Below are 18,567 nucleotides of genomic sequence, written 5' to 3'. Positions count from 1 at the left end.
CTTTAACAACGTCAGTCAGTACCAGCGCACTTCCGGCGGCCCTTCCCAAGCAAACTCGCCCATGGCGAGCCGCGCGATGCGTTGTCCAATGGGTGCAACTGCCTCTAGGGAACAGATGGTCGGACCGTGCATCGGAGATGTGCCCGATCTCTAGCTCATCGCGGGTTTCGGGCTCCTTCAGCAAGGCAAGCAGCCGCGCATTGCGGTTTTAGGCGTTAGCGTCATGATCGAGCCACGTCTGTTCGCGCACGTACGTGCGCTTCGCAGCAAGGCAAGCGTTCTGGGGGTGCCTTTTGCATGGCATTCCCCCTGTTCCCCTTCTGATCAGCACTTCAACGCCCTTGAAATGCTTCTCTTGCAAGTCAGGCTTTGCTCGATCGCGCGGCATTCTCCTGCACCAACGTGTAGGCGCGGTCGCGTAATGCACGCAGCAACTGCGCGCGCGCCTTGCCCTTCTTTGCCTCCACCTCGTCTTCTGACGGCTGCGTCTTGAGCAGACCCTCCCAGCGAGTGAAATCAGCCAGCACGTCCTGCACTTCCGCATCGCCGATGGAACTGGACAGGGTACGGATGACCGCCTTGGAAAGGCCGCCAGTTTCAATCATTTCCAGCCGGTCCACGCCGTTGCAGACAGCGATTGCAGCATCTGCAAACGATTGGGTGAAGCTGCCGGCGACCGCAGTGTTTCTGGACAATGCCATGAGGACGCCAGGAGTCGGCACGGTATCCACTAGCCACTGTGCCCACACAAGTGAAATCGATTCACGCGTTGCAACCAGGACGCGCGTTTCTTCATCACCGATGCCGGCGACCTTGCCGATCAGCCGCGTGTCCAGCGCGGGGTTTGAAGCAAGCAAACGTGCGACCTTCTGTGAATCCTTGGTCCGCAGGAACTGCTTGATCGAGCCCAATGCCACGCCGACCACGGAAGACGCCATGCTTGCCAAAAGCTGATCGGTAACCACCCCACCGAGAGTGAACTCGGTTACTTCGCCAGAAAGGAGCTTGTCCTGTGCCTTAGGATACAGCGCTGGATTTACTGCCAAGGCATCAATCAATTCCGCGTTTCCAGCAAGTTGAAGCTGCACTTCCTCCGTCAAATCCGTCCGCGCCGCGAGCGCGCGGAGTACCGCCACGTCGCTGGACGTGGCCAGCACGCCCTGCACGCGTTCGTGCATGGGGGCCGGCTGGTCCATCACCTTATCAAAGAGAAGGCTAGACTTGCCATCACGCACGATGCCATGAGCCTTGACCAGGTCGAGGCAGAGTGCGCGCTCTTCAGGGCTGCAAGCGATATTGACCGACAGCGCAGCCAGCACGAAGACATCATCACTCTTGAGCAACGTAGAACGCGTCACATCAGGAAGCGATGCATGTGATGCTGCAGCGGCGCGTAGCTGGGCATCCACCGATTTTGCAAATTTCCCCAAGACTGTCGAAGGACAGTTTGCGTGTTTCAGGATCGCCAGGCGCCCTTGGTTGTCGGTACGCAGACCCATCAAGGCCTCCAGCACACTGCCCGCGCAATGGGGCAATGTATGCAGTTGGGCGGCAAGCTTCCCATCAAACCGTCTATCCCGCGACCGCACTAAATCTGCCAACAATTCCGAAGGTGCATCCATGTGTAGCGCCGCCGCCTCGAACAACGCAGTCTTGAACCGCTTGTTCGCCGCGTCCGTCTCCAGCCAGTAGCTCAGAACCTTCTGCGGGCAGTGCGGGTGTCTTAGCACCGCCAGCGCCACGGCCTCACTTTCATCCTTGCCCAGCTTTTCCAGCACGTCATTGGGCGCATCGCCGTGCCCGCCGGCCTGGGCGCGCTGCTTCTCATTCCCGACCGCCATTTCCCGCAGGCGTACCAGGGTCATACCATCGGCAGCGGGCTCGGAGGCCGGCCGGAGCTTGAGCGTCGAGAACTTTTCCTGCGATTTCTGGATCTGCTCGGCAAGCGTCTGTCCTAGCGGCACCGTCTCGTGCACCGCCAGCTGGATGTGATGGGCCGCCAGCGATTCTTTGGCGATGAAGGCCTGCAACCGGGCCTCGCTCACCGCCATCTCGATGTCGGCACCGCTGAAATCGCGCATCTGCTTGCACAACGCATCACGCTCGACCCCACTGATTACGTCTTCGTCCGCATCCAGATGAATATCCAGAATGGCGCGGCGCTCCCCGTGGTTGGGGAAGTCCACGTAGAACACTTCGTCGAAGCGTCCCTTGCGCAGTAGCTCCGGAGGCAGCTTAGTCACATCATTGGCCGTGGCCACCACGAACACCGGCTGGGTGTTTTCCTGCATCCAAGTCAACAGATAGCCCACCAGGCGGGTGGATACCTCCGATGCCTGTCCAGTGCCGAGTCCCGAGAATGCCTTTTCAAGTTCGTCCATCCACAGAATACAAGGGCTCATGCCCTCGGCCGTGGCCAACGCGCTGCGCATATTGGCTTCGCTGTCGCCCACGTAGCGGCCCATCAGGCGTCCCACATCCAGCTTCAGTAGCGGCAGGTTGAATTCCTTAGCCGTCAGCTTGGCGGTGAGCGATTTGCCACAGCCGGGCATGCCCGCAATCAGCACGCCCTTGGGCAGGCGCACGCGAAGCTTGGCCGCGCCCGCGCGATCGGCGAACACCTCACCGCGCTGCTTGAGCCAGCCACGCAGTTGCTCCAAGCCACCGATGGTGGCGTTCTCTTCAATAGGCGACACCACCTGCAGCGGGCTGCTGCCCGCGATGAGCGCCGCCTTCTCGCGGTTCACATCGCGCAGCACCTTGCGTGCTTCGCGCGGCTCGTCCAGCGCAGCCTGCATAAGCAGCGCACGCACCGAACTCTCACCAAGCCCCATGCACGCCTGTCGCAGCGGCGCGGCCAACGCTTCATCCGCGCCCTTGTCATGCCGCCCGAACTCCTCGGCCACCAGCTGGGCAATTTCCTGCTCGCCCGGGGCGTGCAGGCGCACCTGCGGCAGCACCGGCAGCTGGCCGGCCTGCGGCAGTTCGCCATCCGGGGTCACAAGCACCACCAGCGAGCGCCCAGCGGCCTGCTTAGCCATCCGCTGCAGCATCTGTCCCAGCGCCGGCACGGCACGCGGGTGAGAGGCCAGCGACATGCCCGCATCGGCCACAACGATCAGGCGGCCGGTCAGCGTGGTCGCCATCAGTTCTCGCATGGCTTCACGCAGGTCGGGCAGCGCTTCGTCCACCTCCAATCGCGGAAGCTTGCTGCGCGGGTCCACCTCGCCAAAGGCACTATTCCACTCGATCAGCTTCAGGCCCAGCGAGCCGGCCAGCTCGGCCAGCAGGACGTCCAAGCGCCCATTTTCACGGGTCGTCACCACCACGCCCGGGTGGCCGCCGCGCAGTGCGCGCTGCATGTCATCCAGAAACCGCTTGCGCGAATCCAGCATCGAGGCGGTCATGCGCCCACCCAGCGGGCTGCGGCACGCACCGAATCGGCTAAGGTATACAGGGCGTCGGATGCCGTATCGCGCACCTTGGCGCCAATGGAGCTAGAGCGGTCAACCAAGTAGTCCACCAGGCGCGGGGTCACCTTGACGATGGCATTGGCAGCGGCCGACGCGAGGGTGCCGCCAAGGAAGCTGCCGATGAAGCCACCGATCGGCGCGCACACACCCCCGAAAACCGTACCGATGGCAAAGCCAAGCGAACCGCCCGCGTAGCTGCCGGCCAACGTGGCAATGGCAATGAAGTTGGTTTCCAGCAGCTCGGCCGCTGCTTCGGCCAGGGTGCATTCCTCCTTGCTGAGCTTGTACAGCACGCGGGCATTCTCAACCGCAACGCAGACCGCCATTGCGATGAGCGTGGCATCGGTCGACTGTAGCACCGTGCCGAACAAACCCTTCCGAGCCGCCGCCACCACGGCTCCGACCAGAGCGACGGTCACACCGGATTGCACGCCACTGCGCAGGGCCGAATCGCAGAACTCATCCCAGTCTTCCTTCAGGCTCGGGTTCTTGTTTCCCTGCCACGCATTCCAGGCACGGCGGCCGCCAATGCGCACGCCCTGCACAGCCACTGCCAACGCGGCGGCCAGCAGCGCCTGCTTGGCCACCTGTTTGCCCATGGTGAACAGGTCCACGTCGTCCCAGTTGTATTCCTTGGAACGGCCGTCTTCCTGTGCATCCTTCTGCCGCTGCTTGGCCTCTTCGTGGCTGAGTGGGTCCGATTCCACGCCATCGTGGCGAACGCGGTTGGCGCCGCCCTCCACCTGACCTTCCTGCCCCGCCGGCACGAGGCGCTCCTGGTTTTCGTAGTCGCCCCTCTTGAAGCCGCGTTCCGAGTGATCGGAGGTTTTACCGTACTTGGACTGATAGTCCACGGTCTCCTTGCCGTCGCTGACACGGATATCCACAGAATTCGGTTCGAGTGACTGCAGGCGCTCGGCGCGGACGCCGGAATCCTGTGTCGCGGCATCGATGTTGAAGGAATCGGTGTGGTGCTGTTCGGCAATGTGCCCGTGCAGGTGCTCGCTCTGGTTGACCGACCCCGTGCTCCTGCAGTTGATGGTGTCGCGGGCATGGGCCGTTGCCTTTTCCAGCTCAGCATCAATGCGGACCGAATACTTGCTCGTGCCGTCGGCGCTGTTGCCTTGGGATGCCCGGCCCAGCGCATCGGCAAACCAGCTGCGGATGCCGCCACCGGTGGCCTGGTAGTCGGCCACCTGCGCCTGGTTCGCGCGGAAACCCACCACCGTGGCCGCGATCGCCACCGCATCGCGGTGGGCCTGCTCGCGGTCGTAACGATCTCCCACCGCACCTTGGGCAACATGCTGCTGGAGCCCCTCAGCCACCCATTGCGGATCCTGGCTGTCAGCGGTGCTCTCGCCCTGGCGCTTGTGGAAGTCCAGCGCTACCTGAGCCAGCTCCAGCTGATGGTCCATCGCGGGCGTATCCATGCCATCGCCGTTGCGCGCGTCCGCATTCTCCTGCGGGTCCTGCCCTTCGCCTTGCTGCTGCGCGTTCTGCGCGGCTTCCTTGTCCATCGTCACGCCCCCTGTAGTTGACACGTTCCCTTGCGTCGATGCCAGCTTGGCATCCAACTGCCCTCCCAATTATGGACGAAGTAGTCTCAAAAACTGAGACCGGAATCGACATCGCGAGTGGTGCGCACGAAACAGGCCTGCGCTTCTATCCGAAGTGTCAATAGCAAGGTCGGCGTCTTCCTACCTACCCTCGATAAACATCCCTAATCCCAATGCTGGATAGTTTCTCCCCTGCCCTACCCGTTGGGCGAAGCTCCGCTTCCGACCAGGAGCGAACGTTCCCAGCAGACAGTCAAGCCGAGCCGCGAAGCGGCGTCGGCTTGAATGAATTCTTAGATCCGCTCACAGGTGGACTCGACAGCCGCATCTTTGTACATGGAGTTGACTGGAATGGAGCGCGAGTGCGTGCCATTGAACTCAAGGATGCGAGATTCATAGACGGACTTCTTGGCTAGCTGCTCGTCTTGCGCTCTCTGCCCGGCATCCTTTGTGATTGATGGATCTGATGCCGAGAGAAACTCGACATGGTTGATCCGAGACCTCACGACGTCACCCACAAGCTCCCACGTGCCGCTACTGCGATCGTGGAGTGTGAGAGGAGCCTTACCTGGAGCTGATATCACGCTACGGGAGTGACCAGTGAAGGTGCCGTCCGGAAGCTTGGTGGTTTCATCAGTTACCGTGACAGTGAAGCCTGGTCCCTGCAGGACAGTTGGGCCGCACCGCCAAGTGCCAAAGAAATCTGACGGACTGAGGGGCGACGTCGCCGCCGCTGCGGAGCCGGCGGCGACGAGAAGAATGGCAACTGCACATTTTCGATGCATTTTTGCTCCAAGCGCATTCAACTCCGGAATCAAGCCGACTCGCGTAGCGAGTGAAGTCCTTGGGCACGGAAGCTGGATCTTAGGGCGGCTGGGTGCAGCTAACAAGCCAGCGTCTGGCCGGTCCCAGCGATGAGCTCGGCGACCGCAACGATGTCCGATATGTGTCTTGGATTCAACCGACCGACGAAACGGTTCGTCGGTATCGCTCAAAGGGGTGTTTCGTAGGTGAGCGCGGGCGCCGCAGCACCCAGCTTTGCGGGTTGTTGCAGGGTAGCCGCCTGTACACCCTCCCGCCGCTGGTTGCCACGTGTGCAGCCGTACGGGAAGTGCCCCATGCCGGCTTCAGCCATCCGAGCAACACCTACCTCGGCGCTGACCACGAACACCGTCGGACCGGCGTGCAGGTGGACCCTGTGTTGTCCGATGGCAAGACACGCAGTTCGCGCTATTTGCTGCGCTTTGCCGATCAGGGCAATCCCTATCGCTTTGAGGCAACGCGCAGCGAATGACCGTCATGCCACTCACCGCATCACTGCGGTGCCGCTGGCGGCGGCGGGGAATCGGGTCCCCGGAGAGACCCTGTCGCCGGTGGCATAAGCGCGCGCTTTTACACGGAACGGGGGCATGCATCCGCGTCGGTGGCCGGGGCAGGAGTCCGTTCTTCCCCGATCAGCGCCAGCCGCGGTTGTGGTTACGGCGGTCATGGTCCCAGCGACGCTGGTCGTGACGGCGGTCGTGGCGGCTGGTGCGCTCGTAACGATGGTCGCGGTCATAGCGGCGATCGCGATCGTGGCGATAGTCGCGGTTGTCCCGGCGATCCTTGGTGGTCACATTGCCGATCGCGCCGCCGGCCACTGCACCGCCTGCGGTCATCATCGGGTCGCCGTTGGACAGCACGTGCCCCGCGACGCCACCCACCACGGCACCCACCAGTGTGTTCTTGTCCTTGCGCGACAGCGCGGAGGCATCGCCTGCGGCGATGACGCCAGCGGTCAGAGCCAATGCCATGGCCAGGCCACGGAAGCTGAAAGCGGTTGAGGTGAGCATCGTTGGATCCTCCAAACGTATCGGTGTGAAATCGAATCTGGTGGCCGAAGATTGCCGGAACATTGCGCACCCGCGGATGAACCGACCCCTGTTCAGTTTGGCGAAAGTACAGCTTGGTGGGGCCATGCCCTCGCACCCAGCCGACGCCAGCGCCCCTACAGTGGCACGCGTGTCCCTCGCAACGGACGCACTCAACGACCGCTTCGGAGCCCGAGCCGCATGCACTCAACGATCCCCTCCCTCGCCCTCGCCCTCGCCGCTTCCCTGTTCGGCGTCTCCGTCACGGCGTGCGCTGCCCCGTCGCAACCGTCGCGCACCATTTTTACCGACGTCACCGCCACTCACGTTCCCACCGACGCGGAGCTCCATGCACTGGATGCGGCGTTGCTGGATGCCGATGGCGATGGCGATCTGGATGTCGCGGTGGCGGTGGAGAATGGTGCCAACCGGCTCTACCTCAACGATGGCACCGGCAAGCTCACACAGGCGCCCGATGCGTTCGGCACGATCACCGGCGACAACGAGCATGTACGCGTGGCCGATGTTGATGGTGACGGCCATATCGATGCGCTGTTCATCGCTGAAGACACCGAGCAGCACAACCTGTTCCTGGGTGACGGCCAGGGTGGATTCGTACGGGTCAGCGAGCGCCTTCCTGCGATGAGCCAGGCCAACGGCGTCGCCATCGGTGATGTCAACGGCGATGGCCTGCCCGACATCGTGGTGGGCAACACGACGGAGGGCAAAGCCGGTGTGGCGCAACCGTTCCTCTGGCTCAATGACCGCGCACGCCCGGGCTACTTCGTCGATGCCACCTCCACCCACCTGCCATCGATCAACGTGCAGGCACAGGGCATTACCCTGGCCGATCTGGATGGCGATGGCGATCTGGACATGGCCATCGCCAGCCAGGATCCCATCAACCGCCTGCTGATCAACGATGGCCGCGGCCGCTTCACCGATGCCACCGACCGCCTGGGAGCGCAGATTCCCACCGAGACGCGGGAAGTCCATGCGTTCGATGCGAACGGTGATGGGCGTCTGGACCTGGTCTTCTTCAACCTCACCAGCAACAACCAGGCCTGGGACAAGAATCCGCAGACGCGCCTGCTGATCAATCAAGGCGAGGCCCGTTTCAAGGATGACACCGCCGCACGTCTGCCCGCGCATCGTTTCTCCAGCTGGGGCGGGACGGTGGTGGATGTCAACGAGGATGGCCATCCGGACCTGGTGGTCAGCGCCATCGACGTGCCCGGCTTCGTGCCGCTGCAGGTTCGCGCCTGGCAGAACGATGGCAAGGGCAACTTCACCGACGTCACTGCCTCGGTGATTCCCGGCACCGCGGTCGGACGCAGCTGGAGCATGGCGCGCGGTGATCTGGATGGGGATGGCAAGCCCGATCTGTTCATTGGCGGGTGGCAGTCGCAGGCCCGCCTGCTGCTGACCGGCAACACGATCGACGAGTAGGCCTGCGCAAACCGATGGCTTCACGCTGGCATTTGCTATCGTGCCCTCCGTCCGTCCCTCCTTCTCAGGAATCCCATGCCCCGTAAGCCCTCCGCCGCCCCCTCCGCATCATCGATGAAGGCCAGCCTGGCAGCTGCGGTCGCGCGATCGGGAATGGATGAAAGCGCGCTGCTGCGGGCCGCCACGAAGGAGGCGTTCGAGCGCGCACTCGTGCTGCTCACGACCTCCTATGCCGATTTCAGCCCGGAACAGCAGCGCAGGATCCGGGCAGTCGTGGACAGCGCGGGGTCGGCCAGCCCCGCCCCGCGCGCCAAGCCGGCCAAGATTCCCCGCGAAGCACTGCCGCCGCGCTTCTGGCTGCCGCACAGCGGTGCCACCTGGTCCGGTCGCGGGCGCATCCCCGCTGCGTTCCTTGCGTGGGAGGGCACCGTGGCCCACACCGAATGGAAGAAGACGCACCCGGATCAGCGCTTCCCGTCCTACCCGGGCTGAGCAGGCGCTGCGGTTCGCGACGCAGGGCGATGGATCGAAACGACTATCATGGTCGCCATTGAACGAAGCAGTGGTTGCAGATGAGTCGCGGAATCAAGATGCGCAAGGCCGTGGGAACGCACGGCACCCTGCACCGGTTGGCCGACCTGCAGAAACGTCATGACGCGCAGCAGACCCTGCCCACGTTGCTCTGCGATGGCTGCAGCGTGCCGGTCCGATTCGTCCCGGCGCACGACAGAAGCGGTGCCGACGGTGCTCTTCCCGCCGCGGTTCCTGCGTACATCGCGTTGAACAAGGGCGCTGAGCATCTGCCAGGGTGCCGTTACAACGCTCCCTCACATCTGCAGACCCTGCTCGCCAGCGGAACCAATCCCGAGTTCCTGCCTGCGCTGGGCGATGGCCGGCATGAGCTGCGTTTGTTGGTCCTCCAGCAGGCCCTGAAGCGGGGCAGCGCCGGGCCGACCCTTCTCCCGGCAGACGCGCCACTCGACGGTTACCTGCGCACCCTCACCGACCTGCTGATCCTGCAGGCGATGTGCGAGGACGACACGCTGCTGACCGCGCACCTGACCCTGCGCCTGGGCAAGAAGCGGGTCGACTGGGCGAATTTCCTTTACGGCCAGGACCGCTATGACGAAGCATGGGAACGGCTTGGCTCGGCATCCAGCGAGCTGCCGCTGGCCCTGCTCGGGACGGTGCGCTCACATCGCATGCCGCAGCCCGGTGACCCCCATGGCGTTACCTTCCTCAACTGTGCCCCGAAGTATCAGCAGACCGGCGTGACCGACCGCCGGGATTTCTACGAAGTCAGCGTCGGGCACACCGATGCGGCGTGGCTGAAGGCCTTCCCGGTGGGCGCGGAGATCGTGATGTTCGGGCTGTGGCGCCAGGGAAGAAGCAGCACCACCTCCCGGCCGCACCCGACCGACCCGCGCCGGACCATCACCAGCATCACCCACAAGCTGGCATTGCGGCCCAGCCTTACCCGGCAGTTGAGTGTTGTGGAGTGAGCCGCGCGGCTGTGAAGGGTTTCTCGTGATCGACCCCGCACAGCGATAACGGCAGCCGTCGATATCGCTGTGTATCGCTACATTTCAAATGCGAATGGTTCGTGATACGATTGTTAAGATTACTTGAAACCCCCACACGGACGTCCCCAGCCATCGCCAGCGGGCTCCCATAGCCACGGAGTACTTTCGCGATGTCGCACCCCTCCCCTTCTTCCCGTCGTTCCGGCGCCACCCTCGCCGTCGCCATTGGTCTGGTACTGACCGCCCAGGCGCATGCCGACGCCGCTGCGGATGCCGCCGCCTCACCCCGCCAGATGGATACCGTGGTGGTCACCGCCACCGGCGCCCAGCAGTGGATCAAGGACGCCCCGGCCAGCATCAGCGTGATCACCCGCGAGGAGATCGAACGCAAGCCGGTCAGCAGCATCGGCCAGCTGCTGAGCACCGTGCCCGGCGTGACCGGCGGGTATGCACTGTCGGGTGCGCAGTCCAAGATCCGCCTGCGCGGCCTGCCCGAGCAGTACACCCTGATCCTCATCGACGGCCGCCGCCAGGGCAATTCCTCCGGCGTGAACTACCGCGATGACCTGGGTCCGCAGGACCTGAACTGGCTCTCGCCGGACATGATCGAGCGCATCGAGGTGGTCCGCGGGCCGATGTCCTCGTTGTACGGCTCGGATGCGATGGGCGGGGTGATCAACATCATCACCCGCAAGATCGCCAGCGAATGGGGCGGCTCGGTCACGTTCAACTACAGCAAGCCCGATTCCCCGACCCGCGGCGATACCACCCAGATGGGCGCGCTGTTCAGTGGTCCGCTGACCGAGAACCTGGGCCTGCGCGTCGGTGCCAATGTCACCAACCGCGAATCGGATACCGGCCGCCGGGAGACGCCCGGCAACAAGGCCGAGAACGCCAACGCCCTGCTCAACTGGCGCGTCAACGATGACCACACCGTGGGCGTTGAAGCCTCGCGTGGCGAGCAGCGCAACAGCGGTGCGGGCGCGGTCGGTGCGTGGGGTCTGTCCAAGCTGGTGCAGACCGGCTACGTGGTCATGCACGATGGTCGCTACGGCGACGCCGCCACGTCCAAGACGACGCTGGTACAGAACGATTACGAAGACAAGGGCAGCGCCGTCGGCAACCATTCCAAGGAGACGGTGTTCGATACCGCGTTCACCCGCAGCTTCCATTGGGGCGTCGAGCAGAGCTTGAATGTGGGTGGCCAGTGGAAGCGCGAAGAGCTGAAAAACGGCGACACCATCGGCACCGTGCCGGTCACCTGGACCGGTACCGGGCGGATCAGCCCGGTCAGTGAGGCCGACTCCTGGGCGCTGTTCGCCGAAGACCACATCACGCTGCACGAGCGCTTCATCCTCACCGTGGGCCTGCGCTGGGACAACACCGACAATTACGACGACAACCTGAGCCCGCGCGTCTACGGCGTCTGGCACCCGTCCGATGACTGGACCGTGCGCGGCGGTGTCTCGCAGGGCTTCCGCGCGCCCACCCTGAAGCAGGGCACCGCCGGCGCGGCGACCCAGTCCGGTGGCAACGGCTGCACCGCGTTGACCGTGGAAGGCTGGACCAACCGCTCGATCAGCGCCGACGGGACCACCGGCTGCTACATGGCCGGCAATCCGAACCTGGAACCGGAAACCAGCACCAACTACGAGCTGGGCGTCGGCTACGACAAGAACGGCTGGTCGGCCTCGGCCACGTACTTCCTGACCGACTTCGATGACAAGATCCAGCAGGTCCCGCTGCGTGACATCCCCGGCCAGACGACCAGCTTCGTCAACGGTTTCTGGTGGACGGTCGCGCAGAACATCCAGAAGGCCCGTACCCGCGGCGTCGAAGCCAGCGTCACCGTGCCCCTGCATGAGCGACTGAACTGGATCACCAACGCCACGCGCATGCTGGAATCGAAGAACCGCACCACCGGCGCCAGCCTGCTGGTGGTGCCCAAGCTGACCGCCAATACCTCGCTGGACTGGCAGGTCACCGATGACTGGTCGCTCAACCTGAGCGCGCAGCACATCGGCGAACAGCTGGTGTCCTCCACCAGCGCCACGTTCGCCAAGGCGTATACCACCTGGGACCTGGTCACCGGCTACGACGTCAACGAGCACCTGACGGTGCGCGCGGGCGTGCTCAACCTCGGCGATGTCTCCACCATCGAGGAAGGCAACAACTACGACGGCGGTGCACGCACCTTCTTCGTGGGTGCCACGGCGCGGTTCTGACCGCGCCGGGTCGAGTGCAGACCTGACGTAACGACGGGCGGCGCGGATTTAACCCCGCCGCCCTTCTACGTTGTGAAGCAGCGCGTCGTTGCGCGCCACCGTCCATGCCCGCAACCCCATCACGGCCAGGCCGACGAACACCAGATACAGCACCGCGGTCACGTGCAGTGACTTGACCATGTACATGCCGACGTAGACCACGTCGACCAGGATCCACAGCCACCATGCGGCCGTGTGACGTCGCGCCTGCCACCACTGGGCGACCAGACTCAGCGAAGCCAGCATTGCATCCAGCCACGGCAACGCTGCATTGGTGAGGAAGTGCATCGCCGCGCCGAGCGCAATCCCGAAGGCGACGCCGATGCCGAGGTCACGCCACATGGCCACCCGCGCCAGCGGCACGATCGCGACCCGCCCATCGTCCTCGACCTGGCCACGCCAGCGCACCCAGCCGTAGACCAGGAAGCCGCCGAACACGATCTGCAGCAGCGTGTCCGAGTAGAGCCGGGCCTCGGCGAACACCAGCGCGTACAGGGCCACCGAGATCAGACCGACCGGCCAGGCAAGGGGCACCCGGCGCGTCATCAGCCACACGCCGAGCATGCTGACGCCGGCCGCCGACCATTCCAGGATCGCCGGGTTCATAGCGCGAACGTCACCGACAAACGGGCCTGACGCGGCGCGCCCGGGAACAGGTAGTAGTCACCCGAGCTGCTGCCGGTATCGCGCCAGTAGAAGCGGTTGAACAGGTTGTCCACCGAGAGGTTCCAGGTCACCGGATGCTCGCCCAGCTGATGTTTGAAGCGCAGGCCCGCGTCGAACACGCTGTAGGCCGGTGCGCTCACGCGACCATCGGCAGTGGCCACGTTGGAGGCCGCGTAACGCCAACCACCGGTCAGCCCCAGGCCGGTCACGAACGGCAGCTGGTATTCCGCATGCACGGTCGCGCGCGTCTTGGGCACGTTGATCAGCTGGTGGCCTTCGTAATCCGGCGTGCCGACATCGCGTGCACGGGCACGCAGGACGCTCGCACTGGCGGTCAGCGACAGGCGCTCGGTGAGCTGGCCCTGTGCGGTGAGCTCCAGCCCGGTATGGGTCTGCTGCCCTTCCTCGACGAAGGTGTAGCCGGCATCACTGCCGTCCGGCTTGGCGTACTGGAACGGCTGCGAAGTGCGGAACAGAGCGGCACCCAACGTCAGCGCATCGCTGGTCACATACTTGACGCCCACTTCGGTCTGGCGCGACAGCACCGCGGGCAGGAACGTGCCTTCGTTGGAGGTCCAGAACGGCGCTTCCTGGCCGAGCGAAATGCCCCGCACGTAGCTGACATAGGCGTTGACCTCGTCGGTCGCCTTCCAGACCAGCGCGGTCTGCGGCAGGAAGCGCGACAGGCGGCTGTGCCGCTCCGGGTTGCCACGCTTGTCGTAGGCACGCTCGTCCAGGCGCACGAAACGCCCACCGGCCAGCCACTGCCAATCGCCGAAGCTCATCCGGTCCAGTGCGAAGACCGCCGTCTGCGCGCTGTCCAGACGCCGCGCGGACGGGCCCGGCATCAGCGGCGACGGGTCGAACTGCGGCACCTGTGCATCGTGGATGTTGGCAGTGCCCACGTATTCGTTGACGTTGCGGCGCTTGTCCACGGTGCGCTCGAAACGGTCCGCACCCACGCTCAACTCGTGCCGGATATCGCCGGTGGCGAAACTGCCGCGCAGCTCGCCACGGAATTCCAGGTTGCGGCGGGTATCGTCCGGGCTGCGGTAATCGTAGATGTCGTAATCGCCGTTGGGCGCGAAATAGTTGCCCGGCACGCTGCCATCGGCGCATCCGGCGGCGTAGTAGCAGCCGTAGGCGAAGGCGACGTTGTCGTCGATCACCGAGCGGCTGTAGCTGGCCGACACCCGCGACTGCCAGCTCGGGCTGAAATCGTAGGTATGCAGCGCGGTCAGGTTGGTGCTGTCGATGCCGACCGGCCGCTGCCAGGCCTGGTACCCCAGCAGGTGCTTGCGGTCCACGCCGCGCGGCAGCCCGGTGGCGCCCAGCAGCTGATAGCCCGAGGCCGAGCGCTGCGCGCTTGTCTGGTAGTTGGCATCCACTTCCAGCTTGCCGCGTTCGCCGATCAGCCAGTCGGTGGCCAGCGAGTAGAAGTTGCGGCGGCCGTCGGCATGGTCGATATAGGAATCGCTGTCTTCCCAGGCCGCATTGAAGCGCACGCCGAAGCGCGGCGACAGCCAATGGCCGAGATCCACCGCGGTATAGCGCGAGCCTTCCGAATCGGTGCCGAGGGTGACGTTGCGGACCTCGGCCGGGCGCTTGCCCACGTAATTGATGATCCCACCCGGCGCCATGACGCCCGCGGCGAGGCCGGCCTCGCCCTTGAGGATCTCCACCGACTGGATGTTCTCCAGCGCCAGGCGTTGCTCGCCGGTGATGGCCAAGCCATTGAAGCGATACCCGGTCCCGGTATCCAGCGGGAAACCGCGGATCGCGATGTTCTGGTAGTAACCGACCGGTGCATAGCTGTCGCCCAGCGAGGCATCGTTGCTGGCCAGCTCGGACAGCGTGCGCACCTGGCGGCTGTCCAGCAGGTCACGATCCAGCACGTTCACCGATGCCGGCGTGCTCTTCCAGTCACCCGCGCCGAAACTGCTGGTCTGCGTGGCGGTGGACGCCGGCTGATGCGCCTGCACGCGCACGGCGGCGAGCTCGGTCGGCGAGCGCTCGGGCGCGTCCGCGAGATCGTTGGCATGAAGAGGCAGCGCGGCGCAGAGGGCGGCGGACAACAGCGTGGGGCGGAAGCAACGGTTCATTCGATTCGTCATCAGCTGGGGGAGACGAAGCGAAGGCGAGCACGCGCACCGACCCATCACGGCGGTATGCCTGCTGCTCAAAGCTCCCTACGCCGGTGCAAACCGGATCAGGTTCCAAGGGACTCTCTCAGCCTGGTTTCGCCAGGCACCCCCGCTTCTGTGACTATTTCACTACAAACCGTACGGATTTGCGAGCCTGCGCTCAGGCGGCGGCGTGCAGCGCCTTCAGCAGGCCCTGCCCTGCCGGGCTGCTGAACCAGTCAGCATGCCCCAGCAGGAAGGTGTGGTACGCCACGTCGGCATTGGCCGGCGAGTGGGTCACGGCCTCGAAGTACTCGACTTCAGAGAGTGCGAAATCCAGCTGCACGATCGGCAGCAGATCGGCCAGCAGGTGGACGCGCTCGGCAGACAGCGGCACGATCGCGCGGTAGCCGGCCAGCAGCGCCAGCGCGATATCCACGCGCACCGCCGCCTCGCCGCTTTCCAACGCCAGCCAGGCAATCGCGTTGCGTTCGATGGCGGTGGCCAGATCGAACAAGGCACTGGTCGGTGAGGCCAACCCAAGATCGAGCACGGTATCGACCACGGTGGACCTGCCGTCCAGCCGCCATAGCAGATTGGACACGTGCCAGTCGTTGTGCGCCCACAGGCGCGGTTCGGCCTGCAGCCGCTCGGCCAGGCCGTCATGCCATGGCAGCACCGCCCGCTGCAGATCGGCCTGCCAGTCCTGCCGCGCAAGATAGGCCGCCAACCCGGGGCGATCGTCCAGCCCGGCCTGCAGGGCGGCGATGGGATCAGCGGCACGGATCAGGTCATCGCGGGCAACCAGCAGATGAGTGCTGCGCTGGGGCGCGTGGTAGCTGGCCGATGCCAGATGCAGTCTGGCCAGCATCCGCCCCGCTTCGTGCGCCTGCGCGGTATCGGTCAACAGCGTCCAGGAGGGCGCATCGCGATACAGATCCTGGCCATGGCCCACGTCATGCAGTTCGTAGGTCCACCCTTCGTGCTCCACCGCCGTGGCGCCATCGCGGTCACGCAGTACCTCGACGACGGGCACGCCGTGATCGGCCAGGTGCCGGATGAAACGATGCTCTTCGCCCAGGCCAGCCGCGGTGCGGACGCTGCCATGGTGGCGCTTGACGAACACCCGGCCCGTGTCGCTCTCGACAATGGCCGCGGCGGACATCGGTCGCGGGCTGTGCCACAGCAGCCGGCACGCGCCCGCCAGCGGCGCGAAGCGCTCACTGAGCCAGGTGATCTCGCGGTCGGTGATGGCGGGCCAGTCGGCGGCCACCTCATCGTTGTTGAGGCCTTGGACGCGGTGGGTGCTGTTGCTCATGGGATGACGGGTCGATGACGGCGAAAAGGCACGCTGTCACCAGACAGTGGGCGCGGCGAGGATACCAAGCCACGCCCGGCCAGGGGGGAACAGATGCGTCCGGTCAGCGCGTGCCGTCACCCGGCTTCGTTGCGGCGGGCTTGGCCGGCAGCAGCCGCGGCTGCTCCGCATACCAGTCGCGGGCCCCGGCAAGGTGCCACTTGCGCTGCTCGCCCTGCAGCTCGATGCCGGCCCCCAGCACGCCCCAGCGCAGGTAGAGATCGCCACGGCGCTTGCCATGACTCAGATCCAGCCGCGCCTGCAGGGACAGTCGCTCGTTCTCGGCCTGCAGATCCTCCACGATCAGCTCGCCACTTCGCCAGCGCAGCTGCCCACTGGCCTGCACCTCTCCGGAATCCAGCATCCCGAGCACCCAGCGCGGGTATTCGCTGCGCTGGGCGAACACGCCGAGCAACGGCCCGGCATCGCGCAGGCGCAGGTCGGCCAGGCCATCCACCTGGAACGGCGCGGCCGCATCGATGTGGCCACTGCGGATCGCCACCTTGCCCCACCAACGCCCGTCACTCTTTTCATCACCTACGTGGATGTTGCGCAGGTCCACCGTGGTGCCACCGAGATCAAACTGGCGGCTGTCGAAATCCGCACGCTGCAGACGCGCCTGCAGCTGCGCATCGCCGCGCATCGCGATGCCGGCCACACTGAGCCGGGCGCCGGTGCCACGAAGATCGGCACTGCCCTTGCCCACCCGACCGGAGGCATCCAGCGACACATCACCGCTGAGCAGACCGGTACCGCCGAGCAGGCGCACGTTGTCGTTGCCCAGATAACGGTTGTAGGCGGTGAGGTCGGGCACCCGCGCATCGGTGAAGCGCAGCTGGGCGCGCATGCCGTCGCTCAACTGCTTCAACCGCGCATCCCCGCGCAGGGTCAGCGCCAGTTGGCGGCCATCGAACAACACCGCCTTCGGCGCGTTGGTTGGCGCAGCCTGGAAGCGCGGGATCTGTACCTTCAGCTCGGCCTGCGGTGGTTCGCCCTCCACGATCCGACCCTGTGCGTGGGCGTCGCCGCGCATCCGGACCCCTGCAACCTCGGCTACGGCGGCCACCTGCGGGATATCCACCGTACTGCCCGGCGCCAGTTGACCGTCGGCGATGATGACGTCTGCCTTGAGCAGCCCACCGCCGTCGAGGTGGAACCAGGGTTTCTTCACGAACAGATCGCTGATCCAGTTGAGCGACTGGAACTGCCAGGCGCCCTGCACCTTGCCAGACAGCCGCGGAAGCAGCTCGGCCGGCGCCTGGAACGGAATCTTCCGGCCGGTCACGCGCAGATCGGCATTGAGTTCGCTACCCGTTTCCGGGTCACGCGGGAGCCGGGCCTGGACACGCATGTCCTGCGCCACGTCCAATTGCAGGGACAGCAGGCCGCGGTCATCGGCGTTCACGCCCGCGTGCAGGGGAAGCCGCCAGACCAGCCGGCTGCCCGGTCGCAGGGCGCCCTCTTCCAGCGTTACGTCCGCGGTGAGGCGTGCATTGGAGACCGCACTACCCACCTTGACATGTGGGCCGCCGGTATCGATGCGCAGGCCCTGGCTGCGCGCATCGATCTGCAGCTGCGCCCAGGTGATGCCGAGTTTCTGCAACCCCGGCGCGTCATCACGATAGTGCCGCGGGAAGTGGAAGCGCGCGGCGATTTGGGCATCGTCCAGCACGTTGACACCGTCGAAGCTGACCTGGGCATCATCGAAGCCCGCCGTGGAATCGAACAGCTCCGACGGGCCGCCCTTGAGCTGCTTGAGGAAACCGACGTTACCGTGCCCCTGGCCCACGATCAGCAGCTTGCCGAAGCGCCCGCTACGGATGGTGTCGCTGTGGATCGCATCGAACCGCAGCGTCCAGCCACGGTCACCGCGCGGGGGTGGTGGGATCGCCTTTTCGACCCGCTCGACCTCGGCTTCCACCCCTGTCGCATCAATGCGCGGAATGCGCACTTCCCTGCGCAACAGTGCCGGCAGATCGATCCAGGCACTCGCGCGGTCGGCACGGAACACATACTGCGTTCGATTGGCCTGGCCGCGCATGCGGATGTTCCAGACCACGGCCTGCCCAGGCATCAGGGTCAGTGCCGGCCCGGTCTGCATGGTGAATTTTTCAGGTTTGCGGTTGGTCACCGCATCGAACAGCGGCGTATTGAGGAATACATTGCCCGCCAGCAGGTACAGCGCATACAGCGCCAGCAGCGAGAGCAACGCCACGCGCCACGGCCGGGGCCAGCGCCGCACGCGCTCGGGAATCAGGGGCATGTGGGTCCGCAACAGGAAGCAGGATGACGGCCCACTATCGGCA

The 18,567-nt window shown here is 65.0% G+C and carries 12 protein-coding genes and 1 riboswitch; of the genes, 5 read left to right on the top strand and 7 right to left on the bottom strand.

Annotated features, from left to right (window positions below; translation table 11 throughout):
* Positions 1-362 precede the first annotated feature (362 nt).
* Both ABE483_RS00730 and ABE483_RS00725 read right to left on the bottom strand, forming a co-directional pair.
* Entirely contained in the window at positions 363-3,407 is a 3,045-nt protein-coding gene (locus ABE483_RS00730; protein WP_346480850.1) for an AAA family ATPase, read from the bottom strand.
* Positions 3,404-5,047, bottom strand: coding sequence for a hypothetical protein (locus tag ABE483_RS00725; RefSeq protein ID WP_346480849.1), 1,644 nt, complete (start codon positions 5,045-5,047; stop codon positions 3,404-3,406). The genes ABE483_RS00730 and ABE483_RS00725 overlap by 4 nt, the downstream gene beginning before the upstream one ends.
* Positions 5,048-5,975: 928 nt before the next feature.
* On the opposite strand from ABE483_RS00725, the gene ABE483_RS00720 reads away from it, so the two are divergent.
* A complete protein-coding gene (locus tag ABE483_RS00720) occupies positions 5,976-6,323 on the top strand; it encodes a hypothetical protein (protein WP_346480848.1) in 348 nt (115 codons plus the stop codon).
* A gap of 160 nt (positions 6,324-6,483) precedes the next feature.
* Here ABE483_RS00720 and ABE483_RS00715 read toward each other — a convergent pair whose 3' ends face one another.
* Entirely contained in the window at positions 6,484-6,861 is a 378-nt protein-coding gene (locus tag ABE483_RS00715; protein WP_259259764.1) for a hypothetical protein, read from the bottom strand.
* 219 nt (positions 6,862-7,080) lie between these two features.
* On the opposite strand from ABE483_RS00715, the gene ABE483_RS00710 reads away from it, so the two are divergent.
* The 4 genes from ABE483_RS00710 to ABE483_RS00695 all read left to right on the top strand — a co-directional run bounded on the left by ABE483_RS00710 (position 7,081) and on the right by ABE483_RS00695 (position 12,076).
* A complete protein-coding gene (locus ABE483_RS00710; protein WP_346480847.1) occupies positions 7,081-8,328 on the top strand; it encodes a VCBS repeat-containing protein in 1,248 nt (415 codons plus the stop codon).
* Positions 8,329-8,403: 75 nt separating this feature from the next.
* The gene (locus tag ABE483_RS00705) at positions 8,404-8,820 is read left to right on the top strand and encodes an H-NS family nucleoid-associated regulatory protein (RefSeq protein WP_313212804.1); all 417 of its coding nucleotides are present in this window, start codon (positions 8,404-8,406) and stop codon (positions 8,818-8,820) included.
* A gap of 80 nt (positions 8,821-8,900) precedes the next feature.
* Positions 8,901-9,830: a hypothetical protein gene (locus ABE483_RS00700; protein ID WP_346480846.1), complete on the top strand. Its 930-nt coding sequence runs from the start codon at positions 8,901-8,903 to the stop codon at positions 9,828-9,830.
* A 191-nt stretch (positions 9,831-10,021) separates the two neighbouring features.
* Positions 10,022-12,076 carry a TonB-dependent receptor gene (locus ABE483_RS00695; protein WP_313218639.1) on the top strand — a complete coding sequence of 685 codons (2,055 nt, stop codon included), beginning with the start codon at positions 10,022-10,024 and terminating at the stop codon, positions 12,074-12,076.
* 48 nt (positions 12,077-12,124) lie between these two features.
* Here ABE483_RS00695 and pnuC read toward each other — a convergent pair whose 3' ends face one another.
* The 4 genes from pnuC to ABE483_RS00675 all read right to left on the bottom strand — a co-directional run bounded on the left by pnuC (position 12,125) and on the right by ABE483_RS00675 (position 18,524).
* Complete coding sequence (gene pnuC / locus ABE483_RS00690) at positions 12,125-12,721, bottom strand: nicotinamide riboside transporter PnuC (RefSeq protein WP_313218640.1); 597 nt, start codon at positions 12,719-12,721, stop codon at positions 12,125-12,127.
* The gene (locus ABE483_RS00685) at positions 12,718-14,883 is read right to left on the bottom strand and encodes a TonB-dependent siderophore receptor (RefSeq protein ID WP_346480845.1); all 2,166 of its coding nucleotides are present in this window, start codon (positions 14,881-14,883) and stop codon (positions 12,718-12,720) included. Before ABE483_RS00685 ends, pnuC begins: the two co-directional genes overlap by 4 nt.
* Before the next feature lie 67 nt (positions 14,884-14,950).
* A riboswitch (TPP riboswitch) is annotated at positions 14,951-15,046 on the bottom strand.
* Between the two features lie 39 nt (positions 15,047-15,085).
* Positions 15,086-16,222 carry a phosphotransferase gene (locus ABE483_RS00680; protein ID WP_346480844.1) on the bottom strand — a complete coding sequence of 379 codons (1,137 nt, stop codon included), beginning with the start codon at positions 16,220-16,222 and terminating at the stop codon, positions 15,086-15,088.
* A 103-nt stretch (positions 16,223-16,325) separates the two neighbouring features.
* Positions 16,326-18,524 (bottom strand): hypothetical protein, encoded by a 2,199-nt coding sequence (locus tag ABE483_RS00675; RefSeq protein ID WP_346480843.1) that lies wholly within the window; start codon positions 18,522-18,524, stop codon positions 16,326-16,328.
* Positions 18,525-18,567: the final 43 nt, after the last annotated feature.

Origin of the sequence: Stenotrophomonas sp. TWI602 (assembly GCF_039674045.1) — a bacterium.
GTDB lineage: Bacteria > Pseudomonadota > Gammaproteobacteria > Xanthomonadales > Xanthomonadaceae > Stenotrophomonas.
Note: the sequence above shows the minus strand (reverse complement) of the source record. Positions and strands in the feature narration are given on the sequence as shown.